Source organism: Streptomyces sp. NPDC051452 (assembly GCF_044454765.1).
In the GTDB taxonomy this organism is placed as follows: domain Bacteria; phylum Actinomycetota; class Actinomycetes; order Streptomycetales; family Streptomycetaceae; genus Streptomyces.
This window is the reverse complement of sequence record NZ_JBITEB010000010.1, coordinates 177798-197635: the sequence shown is the minus strand read 5'-3', so window position 1 is coordinate 197635 and position 19838 is coordinate 177798. Positions and strand designations below refer to the sequence as shown.

General features: G+C 71.3%; 15 protein-coding genes. 6 read left to right on the top strand and 9 right to left on the bottom strand.

Annotation, left to right across the window (positions count from 1 at the left end):
• Window positions 1–39: 39 nt before the first annotated feature.
• A complete protein-coding gene (locus ACIBA9_RS23610; RefSeq protein ID WP_399365895.1) occupies window positions 40–864 on the bottom strand; it encodes a maleylpyruvate isomerase family mycothiol-dependent enzyme in 825 nt (274 codons plus the stop codon).
• 181 nt (window positions 865–1045) lie between these two features.
• Between ACIBA9_RS23610 and ACIBA9_RS23605 the strand changes: the two genes are divergently transcribed.
• Complete coding sequence (locus ACIBA9_RS23605; protein WP_399365893.1) at window positions 1046–1846, top strand: carbon-nitrogen family hydrolase; 801 nt, start codon at window positions 1046–1048, stop codon at window positions 1844–1846.
• Between the two features lie 50 nt (window positions 1847–1896).
• Here ACIBA9_RS23605 and ACIBA9_RS23600 read toward each other — a convergent pair whose 3' ends face one another.
• Window positions 1897–2391, bottom strand: coding sequence for an LURP-one-related/scramblase family protein (locus ACIBA9_RS23600; RefSeq protein ID WP_399365891.1), 495 nt, complete (start codon window positions 2389–2391; stop codon window positions 1897–1899).
• A 134-nt stretch (window positions 2392–2525) separates the two neighbouring features.
• Between ACIBA9_RS23600 and ACIBA9_RS23595 the strand changes: the two genes are divergently transcribed.
• On the top strand, window positions 2526–4349 hold the full coding sequence (locus ACIBA9_RS23595) for an NHL domain-containing thioredoxin family protein (RefSeq protein ID WP_399365889.1): 1824 nt from the start codon (window positions 2526–2528) through the stop codon (window positions 4347–4349).
• Between the two features lie 66 nt (window positions 4350–4415).
• On the opposite strand, the gene ACIBA9_RS23590 is transcribed toward ACIBA9_RS23595, so the two are convergent.
• From ACIBA9_RS23590 to ACIBA9_RS23580, 3 genes are all read right to left on the bottom strand, one after another.
• A complete protein-coding gene (locus ACIBA9_RS23590) occupies window positions 4416–4670 on the bottom strand; it encodes a DUF6458 family protein (RefSeq protein ID WP_362149906.1) in 255 nt (84 codons plus the stop codon).
• Between the two features lie 66 nt (window positions 4671–4736).
• Complete coding sequence (locus ACIBA9_RS23585; RefSeq protein ID WP_362149907.1) at window positions 4737–6035, bottom strand: M18 family aminopeptidase; 1299 nt, start codon at window positions 6033–6035, stop codon at window positions 4737–4739.
• Window positions 6036–6128: 93 nt separating this feature from the next.
• A complete protein-coding gene (locus tag ACIBA9_RS23580) occupies window positions 6129–7955 on the bottom strand; it encodes an acyl-CoA dehydrogenase (protein WP_362149908.1) in 1827 nt (608 codons plus the stop codon).
• 207 nt (window positions 7956–8162) lie between these two features.
• Between ACIBA9_RS23580 and ACIBA9_RS23575 the strand changes: the two genes are divergently transcribed.
• From ACIBA9_RS23575 to ACIBA9_RS23565, 3 genes are all read left to right on the top strand, one after another.
• Window positions 8163–8639: an SseB family protein gene (locus ACIBA9_RS23575; protein WP_345047353.1), complete on the top strand. Its 477-nt coding sequence runs from the start codon at window positions 8163–8165 to the stop codon at window positions 8637–8639.
• Between the two features lie 109 nt (window positions 8640–8748).
• Window positions 8749–9720, top strand: coding sequence for a pirin family protein (locus ACIBA9_RS23570; RefSeq protein ID WP_362149909.1), 972 nt, complete (start codon window positions 8749–8751; stop codon window positions 9718–9720).
• A gap of 153 nt (window positions 9721–9873) precedes the next feature.
• Window positions 9874–10944, top strand: a complete 1071-nt coding sequence (locus tag ACIBA9_RS23565; RefSeq protein WP_399365885.1) for an AI-2E family transporter — start codon at window positions 9874–9876, stop codon at window positions 10942–10944.
• Window positions 10945–10951: 7 nt separating this feature from the next.
• Here ACIBA9_RS23565 and ACIBA9_RS23560 read toward each other — a convergent pair whose 3' ends face one another.
• Complete coding sequence (locus ACIBA9_RS23560; RefSeq protein ID WP_399365883.1) at window positions 10952–13096, bottom strand: SpoIIE family protein phosphatase; 2145 nt, start codon at window positions 13094–13096, stop codon at window positions 10952–10954.
• A gap of 196 nt (window positions 13097–13292) precedes the next feature.
• Between ACIBA9_RS23560 and aspS the strand changes: the two genes are divergently transcribed.
• Window positions 13293–15056 (top strand): aspartate--tRNA ligase, encoded by a 1764-nt coding sequence (gene aspS / locus ACIBA9_RS23555; protein WP_399365881.1) that lies wholly within the window; start codon window positions 13293–13295, stop codon window positions 15054–15056.
• Window positions 15057–15146: 90 nt separating this feature from the next.
• On the opposite strand, the gene ACIBA9_RS23550 is transcribed toward aspS, so the two are convergent.
• From ACIBA9_RS23550 to ACIBA9_RS23540, 3 genes are all read right to left on the bottom strand, one after another.
• Window positions 15147–15833, bottom strand: a complete 687-nt coding sequence (locus tag ACIBA9_RS23550; protein WP_399365879.1) for a nucleotidyl transferase AbiEii/AbiGii toxin family protein — start codon at window positions 15831–15833, stop codon at window positions 15147–15149.
• A 190-nt stretch (window positions 15834–16023) separates the two neighbouring features.
• Window positions 16024–17739 (bottom strand): methionine--tRNA ligase, encoded by a 1716-nt coding sequence (metG, locus tag ACIBA9_RS23545; protein ID WP_399365877.1) that lies wholly within the window; start codon window positions 17737–17739, stop codon window positions 16024–16026.
• Between the two features lie 149 nt (window positions 17740–17888).
• Entirely contained in the window at window positions 17889–19838 is a 1950-nt protein-coding gene (locus tag ACIBA9_RS23540; RefSeq protein ID WP_399365875.1) for a VWA domain-containing protein, read from the bottom strand.

The following is a 19838-nucleotide window of genomic DNA, read 5'->3' as shown; positions in this document are numbered from 1 at the left end:
ACCACCGGTTTACGAGGGCGCCCGCCGTCGGCGGCTCTTCTACGGCGTCACCGCGAAGTTGCGCAGGATCGCCGAGGCGAGGTCCTGGTCGCCCACCGTCTTCACCCGGTCCGCGACCGCCTCGGGGGTGGTCCGGCCACAGGCGAGGCGGACGTAGGTCTCCCAGTCGAGGGTGAGGGTGGCGGCGGGGCCGAGGGCCGGCGCGGTCTCCAGGGAGCCGCGGCCCTGGATGTCTACGCGGATCGTGCGCAGGAACTCCACCGGCCCGTGTACGTCGAACACGACCGCCGAACTGCGCGGCGCGTCCGCTCCCTTCGCGACGACCTTGGGCAGCGCCTCCAGCAGCACGTCCCGGACGACGTACGCGCCCGGCGAGTCGAGGTTGCCGGGCCGCCCGAGGGCCGCGCGCAGATCCTGTTCGTGCACCCACACGTCGAACGCCCGCATGCGGTAGGCCTCTTCGAGGGTGACCTCCGTGCCCAGCGGGCCGCGCACCTTGGTGCCGGGGTCCCGGGACTCGTTGCGCAGCTGGCGATTGCGGCGGATGACCGTGTACTCCAGCTCGGCCGTCATCTCCGGCGCCGTGTGGTGACGACGGACGTCGACCTGCATCTCCATATAGCGCTGGTGCTCGGTGGCGACGTGGAAGAGGTCGCTGGGCAGGGAGTGGATGGGGCGCGGGTCGCCGAGGATCTCGCAGTCCAGGCCGATCACATGGGACACGATGTCCCGCACCGACCAGCCCGGGCACGGGGTCCGCCGGTTCCACTCGCCGTCGGCGAGCGACTGCACCATCTCGGATATCGCCTCGATGGAGTGCGACCAGGCGTCGGCGTAGGGCTGGAGGGTGGGATGCAGACTCACGGAAACGGGACCCCTCGGCGTTCGGTACACGGGCAGGTTGTGGCGGCGTTGCCAGCGCGGTGGCTGCACTCGGCGGGTGTCTTGGGACGTTAAGTTACGCTGCTGGAAGGCACCCCGGCAGTGCTTTCGTGTGACGATCGTAGGCCTGTGTGGACGACTCGAATGCCAGGACGGTGGTAGTGTGCGCGCCTCGCTGATCCAGATCGCCGTGGACGAGGGCGAATCGGTCGACTCCCGGCGGCGGCGGGCGGCCGCGCTGGTCCGGGAGCAGTCCGGCGCCGACCTCGTGGTACTGCCCGAGCTGTGGACCACCGGCGCCTTCGCCTACGAGGAGTTCGGCCGGGAGGCCGAGCCGCTCGACGGGCCGACGCACGAGGCGATGGCCAAGGCGGCGAGCGACGCGGGCGTATGGCTGCACGCGGGGTCCGTTCCCGAGCGCGCGGACGACGGCACCCTCTACAACACCTCCCTCGTCTTCACCCCCTCCGGTGACCGGGCCGCCGTCTACCGCAAGATTCACCGCTTCGGTTTCGACCGGGGCGAGGCCGTCCTGATGGGCGCCGGGCGGGACCTGGCGACGGTGCGGCTGCCGGAGACCACGCTCGGTCTGGGCACCTGCTACGACCTCCGTTTCCCCGAACTCTTCCGCGCTCTCGTCGACGCCGGCGCCGAGGTGCTGGTGCTCCCGGCGGGCTGGCCCGAACGGCGACGCGCGCACTGGACGCTGCTGGCTCGGGCGCGGGCGGTGGAGAACCAGGCGTTCGTGCTCGCCTGTGGAACGGCCGGGACCCATGCGGGGGTTCCGCAGGCGGGTCACTCGATCGTGGTGGATCCGTGGGGCGAGGTACTCGCCGAGGCGGGCTCCGGCGAGGAGATCCTCACGGTCGACTTCGACCCCGCGAAGGTGGCGGCCACCCGTGAGCAGTTCCCGGCGCTGAAGGACCGGGTCCTCGGCCTGCGCCCGCCCCACGCCCAGGCGTAGCGCCCACCGGCCCGCCCGCCTCCCGGGGGCCCCTTGGGGCTCCCGCCCCGTCAGTCCTCCTCGCCCTCCTTCTCCGCGAGGTGGATCACGCACACCGCCACCGCGATCAGCAGCGCCGGATCGGCGTCGTCGCGGACGACGTCGACGCCGTAGGTGTCCCGGAGGGTGAGCCAGCGCCGGGAGATCACCGCGAGCAGTTCGCCGTCGTACTCGACGGCGAACTCCCGGTCCAGGATCTTGCCGCTGACGTCGAGTTCGCTCCCGTCGGCCAGGGAGACCCGGTAGTGGTTGCGCAGCAGCGACAGCCGTTTGCGCTTGATCCTGGCCAGGCCCTCGCCGTCCCGTTCGATCACCATCGTGTCGCGCAGCGCGAACATCTTCTGGTGGATGTCGATCAGGACCCGCCCCTGGGTGTCCTTGAGCTCGAAGGTGTCCCGCAGCCGCATGGCCTTGCCGTCGACGAGGAACACCTTCCGGCCGTGCTCGTCCTCGATCCACCAGTCGTCGCCGATGCCGAGGATGCGGTCGCGTACGAGGAATCTCATACGGGGGATGCTTCCCCGGCATTCCTTGATCGTCACGAGGTCACCACATCGGGGGTCGCGGGACGTCGCGCGGGCGCAGGGCCGAACCGCCAGGCGCCGACTCGGTTGCCGGAGCCGGATGGCACCCTTGAACCATGACCGACTCCACACCCCGACGCGCCCGCGTCCGCGCCCCCGAGCTGATCGGCAAGGGTGGCTGGCTGAACACGGGCGGCACCCAGTACACCCTCGCGGAGCTGCGCGGACGCATCGTCGTCCTGGATTTCTGGACGTTCTGCTGTGTGAACTGTCTGCACGTCCTGGACGAGCTGCGTGAGCTGGAGCGGAAGCACCCGGACACGGTGGTGGTCGTCGGGGTGCACTCCCCGAAGTTCGTGCACGAGGCCGAGCACCAGGCGGTCGTGGACGCGGTCGAGCGCTACGGCGTGGAGCACCCGGTGCTGGACGACCCGGAGCTGGCCACCTGGAAGCAGTACGCGGTGCGTGCCTGGCCGACGCTCGTCGTGATCGACCCCGAGGGATACGTCGTCGCCCAGCACGCCGGCGAGGGCCATGTGCACGCCATCGAGCGGCTGGTGGCCCAGCTGGAGGCCGAGCACGCCGCCAAGGGAACGCTGCGCCGCGGTGACGGCCCGTACGTGCCGCCGGAGCCGGAGCCGACCACCCTGCGGTTCCCGGGCAAGGCCCTGCTGCTGCCGTCCGGGAACCTGCTGGTCAGCGACACCACCCGGCATCGGCTGGTGGAGCTGGCCGAGGACGGCGAGACGGTCGTGCGGCGGATCGGTTCGGGCGTCCGCGGCTTCTCGGACGGTGGCCCGGACGGTGCCTCCTTCAACGAGCCGCAGGGCCTCGCGCTGCTCGCGGACGGCACGGCCGTGGTCGTCGCCGACACGGTCAACCACGCCCTGCGCCGTGTCGATCTCGGCACGGGCGAAGTGACCACCCTGGCCGGCACCGGCAGGCAGTGGTGGCAGGGATCGCCGACGTCCGGTCCGGCGCGTGAGACGGACCTGTCCTCACCCTGGGACGTGGCGGTCTTCGACGGCCGGGTGTGGATCGCCATGGCGGGCGTCCACCAGCTGTGGACGTACGACCCGGTGGCGGGCACCGTCGCCGTCGCGGCCGGCACCACCAACGAGGGCCTGGTCGACGGCCCCGCCGCCGAGGCCTGGTTCGCCCAGCCCTCCGGCCTCGCCGCCACCGCCGACCGGCTGTGGCTCGCCGACTCCGAGACCTCCGCGCTGCGCTGGGTGGACCTCGACGGCCGGGTGCACACGGCCGTCGGTACCGGTCTGTTCGACTTCGGCCACCGGGACGGCCCGGCGGACCAGGCTCTGCTCCAGCACCCGCTGGGCGTGACCGCCCTGCCGGACGGCTCGGTCGCCGTCGCCGACACCTACAACCACGCCCTGCGCCGCTACGACCCGGCCACCGGTGAGGTCACCACGCTCGCCACCGATCTGCGCGAGCCCAGCGACGCCGTGCTGGTCGGCGAGGACATCGTCGTGGTCGAGTCGGCCCGGCACCGGCTCACCCGGCTGCGGCTGCCCGAGGAGGCGGTCCGCGTGGAGTCGGTCGCCCACCGCACCCGGCGGGCCGCGACCGAGGTCGCCCCGGGCACCCTCCGCCTCGACGTGATCTTCCAGGCCCCGGCCGGCCAGAAGCTCGACACCCGCTACGGCCCCTCGACCCGGCTGCTGGTCTCCTCGACCCCGCCCGAGCTGCTGCTCAAGGGCGAGGGAGCGGACACCGACCTGACCCGCGAGCTGGAGCTGAACCCGGCCGTCACCGAGGGCGTCCTGCACGTCTCGGCGATGGCGGCCTCCTGTGACGACGACCCGGCGAACGCGTACCCCGCCTGCCACGTCCACCAGCAGGACTGGGGCGTTCCGGTCCGCCTCGCCGAGGGCGCGGCGGACCGGCTGCCGCTCGTCCTCGCGGGGATGGACGAGCAGTAGGCGGACAGACGACGGGGCGCGGCCGGTCGGCCACGCGGGGCCGGCCGGTGGCGCACGGGCGGGGGATCAGACGCCGTAGCCGTCGGTGTAGCCCTCGCCGCGGTGGTGGTGATGGTGGACCTCCTCCTCGACGACGGGCGCCGGCGGCATCACCACCCGGCGGCGCCGCGCGATGCCGGTGAAGGTGGCGACACCGATCAGGCCGACGGCCATCAGGATCAGGCCGACGACCGTCAGGTTGACGCCATGCATGTGCCAGTCGGTCGCGAACGTGAGGATGGCCCCCACGGCAATGAGGATGATGCATCCGCCGAGCCCCATGAGGCTTCGCCTCCCCTTCCGGTTCCGGAATCTCCGGTGCCGTGCGGGTACCCGGCGGGGCCCGAACTAGCCCTCCAGGAAAGCCGTCAGCGCGTTCGCCAGCAGGAAGGGGTCCTCGGCGCCGCAGAGTTCACGGACGCTGTGCATGGAGAGGATCGCGACGCCGATGTCGACCGTGAGGATTCCGTGCCGGGCGGCGGTGATGGGGCCGATGGTGGTGCCGCACGGCATGGAGTTGTTGGAGACGAAGGTCTGGAAGGGCACGTTGGCCTTCTCGCAGGCGGCGGTGAACACCGCGCGCCCCGAACCATCGGTGGCGTAGCGGTTGTTGACGTTGACCTTGAGGATCGGGCCGCCGTTGACCCGGGGGTGGTGTGTCGGGTCGTGGCGCTCGGCGTAGTTGGGGTGGACGGCGTGTCCGGTGTCGGAGCTGAGGCAGACCGTGCCGGCGAAGGCGCGCGCCCGGTCCTCCAGCGACCCGCCGCGGGCGTACACCGAGCGCTCCAGCACCGTGCCCAGCAGCGGGCCGTCGGCTCCGGTGTCCGACTGCGAGCCGTTCTCCTCGTGGTCGAAGGCGGCCAGCACGGGGATATGGGTGAGCGCGGTGCCGGAGGCCGCGGCGGCGGCCAGGGCGGCGGCGCCCGCGTGCACCGACAGCAGGTTGTCCATGCGCGGCCCGGCGACCAGTTCACGGTCCCGGCCCAGGTACGCCGGCGGCTCCACCGGGTGTGTCATCAGGTCCCAGCCGGTCACGGAGCCCGGCGTCAGCCCCGCCTCCTGCTCCAGGAAGGCGATCAGGTCGCCCTCGCGCACCTCGTCGTCCAGGCCCCACACCGGCTGCAGATGCCGCTGCTTGTCGAGCTTGAGCCCCTCGGTGGCGACCGAGCGGTCCAGGTGGATGGCGAGCTGGGGGACGCGCAGCAGCGGCCGGTCCACGTTCACGAGCACCGAGGTGCCGTCGCGCTGGGTGAGGCGGCCGGCCAGCCCGAGATCCCGGTCCAGCCAGGAGTTGAGCAGCGGTCCGCCGTAGATCTCCACGGCCACCTGGCGCCAGCCGTGCGCGCCGCTGTCCGGGCGCGGCTTGACCCGCAGGCTCGGGGAGTCGGTGTGCGCGCCGACGATGTGGAACGGCGTGTGCGGGTCGGCACCCTCGGGGACGTACCAGGCGACGATCGCGCCGCCGCGCACCACGTACTTGCCGCCGCTCGTACCGTCCCAGGCGTCCGTCTCGGCGACCTGCCTGAAGCCGGCCTTCTCCAGCCGCTCGGCGGTGTTCGCCACGGCGTGGTACGGCGAGGGGCTCGCCGCGAGGAAGGACATCAGGTCGTCGGTGTGGCCGCGATCGAAGCGGGTTGCTGCGCTCATGGGTTCACCTTAACGACGTGCACGGACCCGCTCCCGGGAAAGGGAAGCGGGTCCGTGCGGTAATCGGCGGGGACGTCCGGAACGTCTGGAACGTTAGAACGCGGCCTCGTCCAGCTCCATCAGGTCCAGCTCGACGGTCGCGGCGACCTTGCGGGCGAGGGTGACGCCCGGCAGGACGTTCGCCGCGAAGAACTTCGCCGCGGCGATCTTGCCGGTGTAGAACGTCCTGTCCTTCGCCGTGGCCGTGGCGAGCTTGTCGGCGGCGACCGCGGCGCCCTTGAGGAGCAGGTAGCCGACGATCACGTCACCGGAGGCGAGCAGCAGGCGGCTGGTGTTCAGGCCCACCTTGTAGATGTTCTTGGTGTCCTGTTCGGTGGCCGCGAGGTCGGTCAGCATCAGGCCGACGATCGCCTCCAGCTCGACGGCCGCCTTGGCGAGGTGCTCGCGAGCGCCGGCCAGCTCCTCGCCGCCGGTGCCGAGGGCCAGGAACTTCTTGATGTCCTCGGCGAGCGAGTTGAGCGCGGCGCCCTGGTTGCGGACGATCTTCCGGAAGAAGAAGTCCTGGCCCTGGATCGCGGTGGTGCCCTCATAGAGGGTGTCGATCTTGGCGTCCCGGATGTACTGCTCGATCGGGTACTCCTGCAGGAAGCCGGAGCCGCCGAAGGTCTGCAGCGACTGGGCGAGCTGCTCGTAGGCCTTCTCGGAGCCGTAGCCCTTGACGACGGGCAGCAGCAGGTCGTTCAGGGCGTGCTCGGCGGAGGCGTCCTCGCCGTTGGCCTCCTTGACCTGGATCGCGTCCTGGATGGAGGCGGTGTACATCACCAGGGCGCGCATGCCCTCCGCGTACGCCTTCTGCGTCATCAGCGAGCGGCGCACGTCGGGGTGGTGGGTGATGGTGACCTTGGGCGCGGTCTTGTCCATGAAGTTAGCCAGGTCCGGACCCTGGACGCGCTCCTTGGCGTACTCCAGCGCGTTCAGGTAGCCGGTGGACAGCGTGGAGATCGCCTTCGTGCCGACCATCATGCGGGCGAACTCGATGATGCGGAACATCTGGCGGATGCCGTCGTGCTTGTCGCCGATCAACCAGCCCTTGGCCGGGTGCTTGTCGCCGAAGGTCATCTCGCACGTGTTGGAGGCCTTCAGGCCCATCTTGTGCTCGACGTTGGTGGCGTAGACGCCGTTTCGCTCGCCCAGCTCGCCGGTCTCGAAGTCGAAGAGGTACTTCGGCACGAGGAACAGCGACAGGCCCTTGGTGCCGGCGCCGGCGCCCTCGGGACGCGCGAGCACGTAGTGGAGGATGTTCTCCGACATGTCGTGCTCACCGGAGGTGATGAAGCGCTTCACGCCCTCGATGTGCCAGGAGCCGTCCTCCTGCTGGACCGCCTTGGTGCGGCCGGCGCCCACGTCGGAGCCCGCGTCGGGCTCGGTGAGGACCATGGTGGAGCCCCACTGCTTCTCCACGGCGACCGAGGCGATGTGCTTCTGGACCTCGTTGCCCTCCTCGAAGAGGATGCCGGCGAACGCGGGGCCCGAGGAGTACATCCACACGGCCGGGTTGGCGCCCAGGATCAGCTCGGCGTAGGCCCAGATCAGGGAGCGGGGCGAGGTGGTGCCGCCGATCTCCTCGGGCAGGCCGAGCCGCCAGTACTCGGAGTCCATGAAGGCCTGGTAGCTCTTCTTGAAGGACGCCGGGACGGGCGCGGTGTTGGTCTGCGGGTCGAAGACCGGCGGGTTGCGGTCGGCGTCGGCGAAGGACTCGGCCAGCTCGTTCTCCGAGAGGCGGGTCAGCTCCTCCAGGACGCTCTTGGCGGTCTCGACGTCCATCTCCTCGAAGGGGCCGGTGCCGTACACCTTGTCGCGCCCCAGTACTTCGAAGAGGTTGAACTCGATGTCGCGGAGATTCGGCTTGTAGTGCCCCATGGCGACGGCTCCGTAGAGAGATCGGCGAGGCACTGGCTCCTCGCACCTAGTTCACGTACCAACAAGTAGCTCCGATGATGCTACCCGCCGGTAATAAGACGCAACCCCCGCCGGGGCAAGTGTGAGAAGGGTCTAGTCCGCCGCGTCTGGACGGCGTACCTTTCCCGGCGGCCCCCACGCCCGCTTCCGCTCGGTAGTCTTGCGCGCATGTACGGCTACGACCAGAACGTGGGTGCGCAGCAGCAGTACGCCCCGCCGCAGCAGCAGATGCCGGGCGGTGTCGGTGGGTACGGCCAGCAGCCGCCGCTCTACCCGGAGCCGTCCCCGCCCTCCCTCGCGGACGCGGTGCGCGCCTTCACCACGGGCCAGATGGCCGCCGAGGACTTCCAGCAGATCTTCGCCACGTCGAAGGTGTACTGTCCGCGCGGCGACACCCCCGGCTTCCTCGCCCTGCACAACACCCAGCAGCCGGTGATCCCGATGTTCACCTCGCTCAAGGAGCTGCGCCGGTACGCGGGCAAGGAGTCCAAGTACTTCGTCATCACCGGCGCCGAGGTCATCGACCTGCTGCCGACCGGCTACGGCTTCGTCCTGGACATGGAGGGCGAGCACCGGATGGTGTTCGACGCGAAGGCGGTCGAGCAGATGGTGGACTTCGCCATGCGCCGGATGTACGGCGGCTGAATGAGGCACGACTCGGGGCCCGGAGGGAATTCCCTCCGGGCTTTCTCTGTTTCGACTGGCAAGAAGTTCAACGCTCAACTAAAGTGGGCGTACCTAGGAGGTACCGACCATGCCCGCAGTGACCGTCGAGAACCCGTTGACGCTGCCCCGTGTGACCGCACCCGCCGACGCCGTGGCACGTCCCGTGCTCACCGTGACGACCGCGCCGAGCGGATTCGAGGGCGAAGGCTTCCCGGTGCGCCGCGCGTTCGCCGGGATCAACTACCGCCACCTCGACCCGTTCATCATGATGGACCAGATGGGCGAGGTGGAGTACGCGCCGGGCGAGCCCAAGGGCACCCCCTGGCACCCGCACCGCGGCTTCGAGACCGTCACCTACATCATCGACGGCGTCTTCGACCACCAGGACAGCCAGGGCGGTGGCGGCACCATCACCAACGGTGACACCCAGTGGATGACCGCCGGCTCGGGCCTGCTGCACATCGAGGCTCCGCCGGAGTCCCTCGTCGTGTCCGGCGGCCTCTTCCACGGTCTGCAGTTGTGGGTGAACCTCCCGGCCAAGGACAAGATGATGGCGCCGAGGTACCAGGACATCCGGGGCGGCAACGTCCAGCTGCTGACCACGCCCGACGGTGGCGCGCTGCTGCGCGTGATCGCGGGCGAGCTGGACGGCCACGCGGGGCCCGGCATCACCCACACCCCGATCACGATGGTCCACGCGACGCTGGCTCCGGGCGCGGAGATCACCTTGCCGTGGCGCGAGGACTTCAACGGCCTCGCGTACGCGCTCGCGGGCCGTGGCACGGTCGGCGTCGAACGCCGTCCGATCCACGTCGGCCAGACCGCCGTCTTCGGCGCGGGCTCCTCGCTGACCGTCCGCGCGGACGAGAAGCAGGACTCCCACACGCCGGACCTGGAGGTCGTCCTCCTCGGCGGACAGCCCATCCGGGAGCCGATGGCGCACTACGGTCCGTTCGTCATGAACACCCGCGAGGAACTCCAGCAGGCGTTCGACGACTTCCAGAAGGGGCGGCTGGGCACCGTCCCGGCCGTGCACGGGATGTCCGAGGGCGGCCTGTAGAACCCGCCTGGACCACCGCCGACGAGCCCCGTCCGGTCACGGACGGGGCTCGTCCGCGCGTGCCACCCGCCCCGCCCCGGTGGTGGGTGCCCGGCTCACCCGGCCGGCCGCCCGCCACGGGACAGTGGGCCGCTTTCATGATCCGCTGAACGTGTGCAGCTGCTGCCCGCCCCCGTCCGCCGGTTCGCCGCCTGGTGCGCCGTGCTGCTGCTCGCCGCCGGGGTGGGGTGGGTCGGGGTGCGGCTGTGCGCGGAGCTGCGTACGGCCGTCACGCCGGTGCTCCTCGCGCTGCTCGGGACGGCGCTGCTGCGGCCGCTGTACCGGCGGCTGCTACGGGCCGGGGTGCGGGCGTCGGTGGCGGCCGGGCTCACCTGTGTGGCCGTCGTCGCCGTCGTCGGCGGTGCCGTGTACATCGTCGTCGCCGCGCTCGTCGACACCGGTGGCCAGATCGTCGACTCGCTCCGGGCAGCCGCCAAGGCCGTCACCCGGCACTTCGGCGCCGCCGGCACCTCGCTCGACGACCTCGCCGCCAACTCCCGTCAACTGCTGGGCAAGTTCGGCGGTACGGCCGCCTCCAACGTGATCAGCGGCGTCAGTGTCGTCGGCGAGAGCATCGCCATGGCCGTCCTCGCGCTGCTGCTGGTCTTCTTCTTCCTGCGCGACTCCGAGCGGGCCGTACGGGCCCTGCGCTCGGGTGCGCCCGGCGGCACCGCCGACGTGCTCGAGGCGATGGCCCGGCGCGCCTTCCGGGCGGTCGAGGGGTTCATGCGCGGGACCACCGTCATCGCCCTCATCGACGCCGTCTGCATCACCGTGGGCCTGCTGATCCTCCGGGTGCCCGGCGCGGTCGGGCTCGGCGCGCTCGTCTTCGTCGGCGCGTACATCCCCTATCTCGGCGCGTTCATCTCCGGCGCGGTGGCCGTGCTGGTCGCCCTCGCCGACCGGGGCGTCGTCATCGCGCTGTGGGCGTTCGGGGTGGTGCTGGCGGTGCAGGTGCTGGAGGGACACGTGCTGCAGCCGGTGATCCAGAGCCGGACCGTGCAGATGCATCCGGCCGTCGTGCTGCTGGCCATCACGGCCGGCGCGTCCGTCGCGGGCATCCTCGGCATGCTGCTGTCGGTGCCGCTGACCGCGGCCGCCTTCGGTGTCGTCCAGGAGTTGCGCGAGCGGTACCCGGGGCCGGGCGGTGGCCCACCGGCGCCGACGCCCACGCCGCCCGGCTGAGCCCTGGTCAGCCGCCGGCGCCCGTCGGATCCCGGTCGTCCGACTCGTCGAGTTCGAACCAGATGCTCTTGCCCCTGCCGCGCGGGACCACTCCCCAGGCGTCGGCCAGAAGACCGATGAGGATCAGGCCGCGGCCGGAGGAGGCCAGTTCACCGGGGCGGCGGGTGTGGGGCAGGTCGTCGCCCGCGTCGGTGACCTCCACCCGTAGCCGTCGTCCCGGGGTGCCCTCGGCCACCTCGGCCAGCAGCAGCGCGTCGGTGTCGGTGTGGACCAGGACGTTGGTGACCATCTCGGAGACCAGCAGGACCGCCGAGTCGATCTGCTCGGCGCAGGCCCAGTCGTGAAGCAGCTCGCGCAGATGCTGGCGGGCCTCGGCGATCCGCTCGGGTTCGTCCTGCGCCACCGACAGCAGGGTGCGCCGCACCGTGGGCCGTTCGGTCATGGTGTCGCTACAGCCGCAGCCCTCCCTGGGCCGGCACAACAGCATCAGCGCGATGTCGTCCTCGCGGCGGTCGGCCAGCGGACCGGTGGTGTGGTGCGAGGACGGCCCGTGCACCGCCTGCACCAGCGCGTCGGCCAGCTTCTCCTCATCGCCGTCGTGGCTCTCCAGCACCGCGCGCAGCCGCTGCCAGCCGCTCGCCATGTCGTGCCCGCCGGTCTCGATCAGGCCGTCGGTGCACAGCAGCATCGTCTCGCCGGGCTCCAGCGCGAACCGGGTCGTCGGATAGTCCGCGTCGGGGTCGACGCCCAGCGGCAGCCCGCCGGCCGTCGGCCGCATCATCACCGTGCCGTCGGCCATCCGGATCGCCGGGTCGGGGTGCCCGGCGCGGGCGCACTCCAGCATCCCGGTCGCCGGGTCGGCCTCCACGTACACGCAGGTCGCGAAGCGCGGGTCGGACTGGTGCTCGTCCCCGGACTCATGGGTGATGCCGTGCAGGAAGCGGGAGGCGCGGGAGAGGACGGCGTCCGGACGGTGGCCCTCGGAGGCGTAGGCGCGCAGGGCGATGCGCAGCTGGCCCATGAGCCCGGCGGCGCGCACGTCGTGGCCCTGGACATCGCCGACGACCAGCGCGAAGCGGCCGGAGGGCAGCGGGATCATGTCGTACCAGTCGCCGCCGACCTGGAGCCCGCCGCCGGTCGGGATGTAGCGGGCGGCGACCCGCATGCCGGGTATCCCTGGGCCCAGCGACGGCAGCATGGAGCGTTGCAGGCCCTCGGTCAGCTCCCGCTCGGTCTCCTCGGCCCCGGCCCGGGACAGCGCCTGGGCGAGCATCCGGGCCACCGTCGTCAGGACCGCCCGCTCGTCCGGGGTGAACGCCACGTGATAGGTGAAGGCGGCCATCCAGGCGCCCATCGTCCGCCCGGCCGCGGTCAGCGGCAGGAAGGCCCAGGAGTGCCGGCCGAAGGGCCGGACGTGCGGCCAGGTCGCCGGGTAGCTGGACTCGTACTGCTGCGGTGAGGACAGATAGACCGCGCGGCCGGTGCGCACCACCTCCGCCGCCGGATAGTCGGCGGCCAGCGGCATGTCGGAGAAGGGCCGGATGTCGCCGGGCTGGTGGCCGTGGTGACCGATGATCGTCAGCCAGTCGCCCTCCACCCCGAACACCACGAACCCGTCAGGGGAGAAGCCGGGCATCGACAGACCGCCCGCCACCCGCAGTACCTCCGCCGTGGACCGTGCCTCCGCCAGGGCCCGGCCGGCGTCCAGCAGGAAGGCCTCACGCGAGCGCCGCCAGTCCCCGGTCACCGCGCTGCGTGCCGCCGCCGTGCCCGGCACGGGCTCGGTGACCTCCTGGAGGGTGCCGATCAGCCGGTAGGCCCTGCGCTCGGGGTGGAAGGAGGGCTTCGAACGGCTGCGGACGATCCGGACGACCTGCCCGCGCTCGTCCATGATCCGGATCCGCACCTCGGCGAGCGTGCCCTCGTCGACCGCCAGCGGCACGACCCCGGTGATCTCGTTCCAGTCCTCCGGGTGCAGCCGGGCGCGGGTCTGGCCCTCGGTGAGGGTGGTCTGCTCCGCGGGCAGCCCGAGCAGCCGCGCCGCCTCCGCGTCGACGGTGACCAACCCGGTGGCCGTGTCCCAGTGCCATACCCCCGTTGCCAGGGCGGCGAGGACGTCACCGACGGACGGCAGGGGCTCGCTCGTGCGCATTGCCCTACTTTAGGGAGATCTGATCGATACCCGCCACCGAGGACGCCCCGGCGGTACGGTGGCCGCTCGGGGCGGGCGGTAAAGGTGGGGAGCCGATCTTGGCCTGCCCGGTACCCTTGATGGGTCCGGGCCCCGTGCCCGTTCCCGCCGGGAGAGCAACCCCGGCACATCCACGAACGAAGGACGATGAACGACGATGCATCGGTACAGGTCCCACACCTGCGGCCAGCTCCGCGCCTCTGACGTCGACACCGACGTCAGGCTGAGTGGCTGGCTGCACAATCGGCGCGACCTGGGCGGCATCCTCTTCATCGATCTGCGCGATCACTACGGCATCACGCAGTTGGTGGCCCGGCCCGGCACCGCCGCCTACGAGGCCCTGGACAAGCTCTCCAAGGAGTCCACGGTCCGCGTCGACGGCCGCGTTGTTTCACGTGGAACCGAGAACGTGAACCCGGACCTGCCCACCGGCGAGATCGAGGTGGAGGTGACGGAGGTCGAGCTGCTCGGCGCCGCCGCCCCGCTGCCCTTCACGATCAACGCCGAGGACGGGGTCAACGAGGAGCGGCGCCTGGAGTACCGCTTCCTCGACCTGCGCCGCGAGCGCATGCACCGCAACATCATGCTGCGTACGGCCGTGATCGCCGCCATCCGCCAGAAGATGGTCGCGATGGGCTTCAACGAGATGGCGACGCCGATCCTGTCCGCCACCTCCCCCGAGGGCGCTCGCGACTACGTGGTCCCCTCCCGGGTGCACCCGGGCCGCTTCTACGCGCTGCCGCAGGCCCCGCAGCAGTTCAAGCAGCTGCTGATGATCTCCGGCTTCGACCGCTACTTCCAGATCGCGCCCTGCTTCCGCGACGAGGACGCCCGCGCGGACCGCTCGCCGGGCGAGTTCTACCAGCTCGACGTGGAGATGTCCTTCGTCGAGCAGGAGGACGTCTTCCAGCCGATCGAGAAGCTCATGACGGAGCTGTTCGAGGAGTTCGGCGGCGGTCGTCACGTCACCTCCCCCTTCCCCCGCATCCCGTTCCGCGAGGCGATGGCGAAGTACGGCTCGGACAAGCCGGACCTGCGCGCCAAGCTGGAGCTGGTGGACATCACCGATGTCTTCGAGGGCTCGGAGTTCAAGGCGTTCGCGGGCAAGCACGTGCGCGCGCTGCCGGTGCCGAACGTCTCCGCGCAGCCCCGCAAGTTCTTCGACCAGCTCGGCGAGTACGCCGTGGAGCAGGGCGCCAAGGGCCTGGCCTGGGTGCGCGTGGCCGAGGACGGCTCGCTGTCCGGCCCGATCGCCAAGTTCCTCACCGAGGCGAACGTCGCGGAGCTGACCAAGCGGCTCTCCCTGGCCCCCGGCCACGCCGTCTTCTTCGGCGCGGGCGAGTACGACGAGGTCTCCAAGATCATGGGCGCGGTCCGGGTGGAGGCCGCCAAGCGGGCCGGCCAGTTCGAGGACGGCGTCTTCCGCTTCTGCTGGATCGTCGACTTCCCGATGTACGAGAAGGACGAGGAGACCGGTGGGATCGACTTCTCCCACAACCCCTTCTCGATGCCGCAGGGCGGCTTGGAGGCCCTGGAGACCCAGGACCCGCTGGACATCCTGGGCTGGCAGTACGACATCGTCTGCAACGGCGTCGAGCTGTCCTCGGGTGCCATCCGGAACCACGAGCCGGACATCATGCTCAAGGCCTTCGAGATCGCGGGCTACGACCGGGAGACCGTCGAGGAGAAGTTCGCGGGCATGCTGCGCGCGTTCCGCTTCGGCGCCCCGCCGCACGGCGGCATCGCCCCCGGCGTGGACCGCATCGTCATGCTGCTGGCGGACGAGCCCAACATCCGCGAGACGATCGCCTTCCCGCTCAACGGCAACGCCCAGGACCTGATGATGGGCGCCCCGACCGAGCTGGACGAGTCCCGCCTGCGCGAGCTGCACCTGTCCATCCGCAAGCCGCAGCCGAAGTAGCCGAGGCGAGTTCAGCTGCCACCAGCGCGCCGAAGGGTCCGGAACCGACAACGGTTCCGGGCCCTTCCGGCCGTGTACGGTCCGTGCGGTCTACGGCTCCTCGTCCGGGCGGTCGGGAGAGGCGCCGTCCTCCATCAGCCGCTCGGCGATGTCGTCCGACCAGTGCTGGGCCCAGGCGCGCAGCGCGGAGATCGCCGCCTCGTCCAGGCCGTACCGGGTGAAGTCCCGGTCGGGGTAGAAGTCCGTGCCGGTCAGGCGGGACTGGAGAGTGGGCAGGTCGAAGAAGTCGTGGGCGTGCCGGCGGCCCAGTTCCTCCAGAGCGGGGAGGGGGAAGCGGGCGGCGGCGGCCCGCGCGTCGATGAGGTCGACGGACGCACCCCGGTCGTACAGGGCGCGGATCTTCGTACCGACGGCGTCCTCCAGGGACAGCGCGGGGCCGTATTCGGTCAGTTCCGGCGGCTGCCAGAACACCTCCTTGTGCAGCGCCAGGGCGCACGGCTCGCCGGTCGGCGGGTCCGTGACCGTCAGCTGCGCCGTGAGCGCGCTGACGGCCCCGGCCCGCACCTGCCGGCCCCGTGCCTCCAGGGCGGCGGTCACGGCTGCGGCGATCCGGTCCATCGCCTCGGAACCCTCCGTGGCGAAGTCGAGGTTGGCGTGTGGGCGTGCCGGCAGACCATGCGCCTGCAGGGCGTATCCACCGGCAAGGACCAGCCGGTGGGAGCCGGTCGCCGAGACGACGTCCGCGAGGAGCCGCCGATGAGGTTCGGGGAGGTTCACGACACCGGTACTTTGCCAGAACGGACGCGGTGCGCACGCGCGCGGGACGCGCACGCCGGGCGAAAAAAACTCCCGGCCGCTGTCGCACGGCTGCCCCGGGCGGTGTCGCAGGGGCCGGCCGGCCGAGGGGTCGACCTGCCGGCCGACGGGGCCGGCCGGAGGGGATCCCCGGCCGGCTGCGCCGGTGGCGTCAGGAGGCCTCGCCGCCGAAGCGCTCCTTGTACGTGGCCAGGTCCTCGTCGGTGAGCTTCGCGAACAGCACCGGCGGGACCGTGAAGGGAGTGCCGGCCGGGACGGAGGCCAGGGCCGCGGCCTCGTCGGCGGAGACCCAGGCGGCGGTGTCGTCCGCCAGCTCGAACGCGCCGCGCATCGCCGCCGAGGTGGCCGGGATCAGGGGCTCGGAGACCACCGCGTACAGGTGGATCAGGTTCATCGCCGTGCGCAGCGTGAGGGCCGCGCCGTCCTTGTCGGTCTTGATCTCCAGCCAGGGGGCCTTCTCCTCCAGGTAGGAGTTGCCCGCCGACCACAGGGCGCGCAGGGCGGAGGCCGCCTTGCGGAACTGGAGCGCCTCCATCTGGTTCTCGTACTCCGCGAGCAGCCCGGCGATCTCCTCGCCCAGGCGGGTCTCCGCCTCGCCGGGCTCGCCGCCCGCCGGGACCTCGTCGCCGAAGCGCTTGCGGGAGAAGGACAGGACGCGGTTGACGAAGTTGCCCAGCGTGTCCGCCAGATCCTTGTTCACCGTGGCGGTGAAGTGCTCCCAGGTGAAGGACGAGTCGTCCGACTCGGGGGCGTTGGCGATCAGGAAGTAACGCCAGTAGTCCGCGGGCAGGATGTCCAGGGCCTGGTCGGTGAAGACACCCCGCTTCTGCGACGTGGAGAACTTGCCGCCGTAGTACGTCAGCCAGTTGAAGGCCTTGACGTAGTCGACCTTCTTCCACGGCTCGCGCACGCCCAGCTCGGTGGCCGGGAACATCACGGTGTGGAAGGGGACGTTGTCCTTGGCCATGAACTCGGTGTAGCGGACGCTGTCGTCCGCCTCGTACCACCAGGACTTCCAGTCCCGGTTCCCCGGGTCCTGGTCCGCCCACTCCTTGGTCGCGCCGATGTACTCGATCGGGGCGTCGAACCAGACGTAGAAGACCTTGCCCTCGGCCGCCAGCTCCGGCCAGGTGTCCGCGGGGACGGGGACGCCCCAGTCCAGGTCGCGGGTGATCGCGCGGTCGTGCAGACCCTCGGTCAGCCACTTGCGCGCGATGGAGGAGGCGAGCTGCGGCCAGTCCTCCTCGTGCCGGGCCACCCACTCCTCGACCTCGTGCTGCAGCTTCGACTGGAGCAGGAAGAGGTGCTTGGTCTCGCGGACCTCCAGGTCCGTGGAGCCGGAGATCGCCGAGCGCGGGTCGATCAGGTCGGTCGGGTCCAGCACGCGGGTGCAGTTCTCGCACTGGTCGCCGCGGGCCTTGTCGTAGCCGCAGTGCGGGCAGGTGCCCTCGACGTAGCGGTCGGGGAGGAAGCGGCCGTCGGCCGGGGAGTACACCTGGCGGATCGCCCGCTCCTCGATGAAGCCGTTCTCGTTCAGCTTGCGGGCGAAGTGCTGGGTGATGTCGCGGTTCTCGGCGGAGGAGCTGCGGCCGAAGTAGTCGAAGGCCAGCGCGAAGCCGTCGTATACCGCCTTCTGCGCGTCGTGCGCCTGGGCGCAGAACTCGTCCACCGGCAGGCCCCGCTCCTTCGCGGCCAGCTCGGCGGGGGTGCCGTGCTCGTCGGTCGCACAGATGTACAGGACGTCGTGGCCGCGCTGGCGGAGGTACCGGGAGTACACGTCCGCCGGGAGCATGGACCCCACCATGTTGCCCAGGTGCTTGATCCCGTTGATGTACGGAAGGGCGCTGGTGATGAGGTGTCGAGCCATTGCGGGCTGCTCCCAGGTCGGGTTGTTTCGCGAACCTTCAAATGGTAGCGGAGATGGGTCGGCCGCCCGCTTCCCGTTTCGTCCTGTGGGAAGGGGCGGCCTGGTCGGGGCGGAGACGGTCGCCTTCGGTAGCGGCCGTCAACGCACCATCACTGTGCCGGGCGCCACTCCGCGAGCACGCCCTCGTACAGCTCGGTGTCCGTCAGCTCGCGCGGGGTGGGGCCCGCGTGGAAGAAGGACGTGTTGCCGGTCTTCAGCTTGCGGAGGTAGTCGAAGGCCTTGTTGTCGTGCTCGCCGAAGGCGACGAAGGAGAAGAAAAGGGTGGGGTGCGTCGCGGCCGCCTCGGTGAGGGCCTGGGTCGCGGGGGTCTTCGCGTCCGGGGCGCCGTCGGTCTGGAAGACCACGAGGGCGGGCGTGGTGGGGTCCGCGTGCTCGTCGAAGTGGGTGATGACGGCTTCCACGGCGGCGTGGTAGCTGGTACGGCCCATGCGGCCGAGGCCGGCGTGGGTGTCGTCGATCCTCGTCTCGTGGTCCGGGACGAGGGTGAGGTCGGTGGTGCCGTCGACCTCGGTGGAGAAGAAGACGGTGTGGACCGTGGCCTCGGGGTCCAGGTGGGCGGCGAGGGCGAGGGTCTGGTCGGCGAGGGCCTGGGCGGAGCCGTCCTTGTAGTACGGGCGCATGCTCGCGGAGCGGTCGAGCACGAGGTAGAGCTTCGCTCGGGTGCCGGTGAGGTCGGTCTTCTCGAGGGTGGTGGTGGCTGCCTTGTAGGCGGTGGTGAGGGCGGGGGTGCGGGACTTGATCTCGGTGAGGGGGGTGGCCGGTGCGGGGGGCTCCTGGGGCGCCTCGGCTTCGCCTTCGGCGTCCGTGTTCCCACCCGCACCACCCGTGCGGGTCTCGTCGTCGGGTGCCGGTGGCCCCTGCGGGGTGTCCTCGCCGTCGGCGGCCTGCGGGTCCGTCGTCGTCGGCTCCGCACCTCCCGCCCCGAGTGACAGCGTCAGCGACAGCGGCTCGACCGCGGCCTCGGGCTCCGGGGCGGAGGGCTCGGGTGCGGCGGCTACCACGGGCTCGGGCTTGGCCTCCGGTTCCGGCTTCGGCTCCGTGTTGGCTTCGGCCTCGGGCTTGGCCTCCGGCTCCGGCTCGGCGTGGGCTTCCGCCTCGGGCGCCGGCTCGGGCTCCGGCTCGGGCTCGCCTTGTGCTTCCGGCTTCGCTTCAGCGGTGGGTTCCGGCTTGGCCTCGGGCTCCGGCTTGGCCTCGGGCGCGGTCTGCGCCTCGGGCTCGGTCTCCGGGTTGGTGGCGTTGGCAGCCTCCGCCTCGACCTCCGGCTTGGCCTCGGACTCGGCGTCCGGCTTGGGCTGTGCTTCGGGCTTGACCTCAGCCGTGGGCTCCGGCTCGGCCTCGGTCTGCACCTCAGCCTTGGGCTCGGCCTCGGTCTGCGCCTCAGCCGTGGGCTCCGGCTCGGCCTCGGTCTGCGCCTCAGCCTTGGGCTCGGGCTCGGTCTGCGCCTCAGCCTTGGGCTCGGGCTCGGTCTGCGCCTTAGCCTCAGCCTCGGCCTCGGTCCGCGTCTCGGCTACAGCCTTCTGCTCGGCCTCAGCCTCCTGCTCGGCCTCCGGCTTGGCCGCAGCCGCAGCCGCAGCCGCAGCCTCCGGCTCTGTCTCCGCCCCCGGCTTGGCTTCAGTCCCAGCCCCAGCCGCAACCCCAGCCCCAGCCTCCGGCTCGGTGGCCGGGTTGGTCTGGGCTGTCGGTGTCGGCTGCGGGGTGGGGTCGGTGGTCGGGGGGTTGGTTTCGCCCGCGGTCGGGTTCGCGGGGGCGGGGACCTTCACGTGGTCGAAGGCCGCTGCCACGAGGTCGTGTTCGCCGGGGCCCGCCTGGCGGGGCTCGGGGATGTCCGCGGTCCGGGGGCCGGGCGCCGCCGGCTCGGGGATCCGGGGGTGTTCCGTGTCCGGGGCCTGCGTCGGTGCGGCTTCGGCGGCCGGCGGCTCGGTGGCCGGAGCTTCCGGGGTCGGGGGCTGCGTGGGAAGCCGGTCCGCACCCTCCGCCTCGGTGGCTCGTACCTTGCGTGAGCGGCCGAATGCGTTCCGCAGGAGAGTGAGAATGCCCAT

Coding starts and splice junctions, on each gene's coding strand:
- ACIBA9_RS23600 (WP_399365891.1), bottom strand. CDS start 2,391: ATGAGATTCCTCGTACGCGACCGCATCCTCGGCATCGGCGACGACTGG.
- ACIBA9_RS23560 (WP_399365883.1), bottom strand. CDS start 13,096: ATGCGCACGAGCGAGCCCCTGCCGTCCGTCGGTGACGTCCTCGCCGCC.
- ACIBA9_RS23575 (WP_345047353.1), top strand. CDS start 8,163: ATGTACGGCTACGACCAGAACGTGGGTGCGCAGCAGCAGTACGCCCCG.
- ACIBA9_RS23570 (WP_362149909.1), top strand. CDS start 8,749: ATGCCCGCAGTGACCGTCGAGAACCCGTTGACGCTGCCCCGTGTGACC.
- ACIBA9_RS23580 (WP_362149908.1), bottom strand. CDS start 7,955: ATGGGGCACTACAAGCCGAATCTCCGCGACATCGAGTTCAACCTCTTC.
- ACIBA9_RS23595 (WP_399365889.1), top strand. CDS start 2,526: ATGACCGACTCCACACCCCGACGCGCCCGCGTCCGCGCCCCCGAGCTG.
- metG (WP_399365877.1), bottom strand. CDS start 17,739: ATGGCTCGACACCTCATCACCAGCGCCCTTCCGTACATCAACGGGATC.
- aspS (WP_399365881.1), top strand. CDS start 13,293: ATGCATCGGTACAGGTCCCACACCTGCGGCCAGCTCCGCGCCTCTGAC.
- ACIBA9_RS23590 (WP_362149906.1), bottom strand. CDS start 4,670: ATGGGGCTCGGCGGATGCATCATCCTCATTGCCGTGGGGGCCATCCTC.
- ACIBA9_RS23585 (WP_362149907.1), bottom strand. CDS start 6,035: ATGAGCGCAGCAACCCGCTTCGATCGCGGCCACACCGACGACCTGATG.
- ACIBA9_RS23540 (WP_399365875.1), bottom strand. CDS start 19,838: ATGGGCATTCTCACTCTCCTGCGGAACGCATTCGGCCGCTCACGCAAG.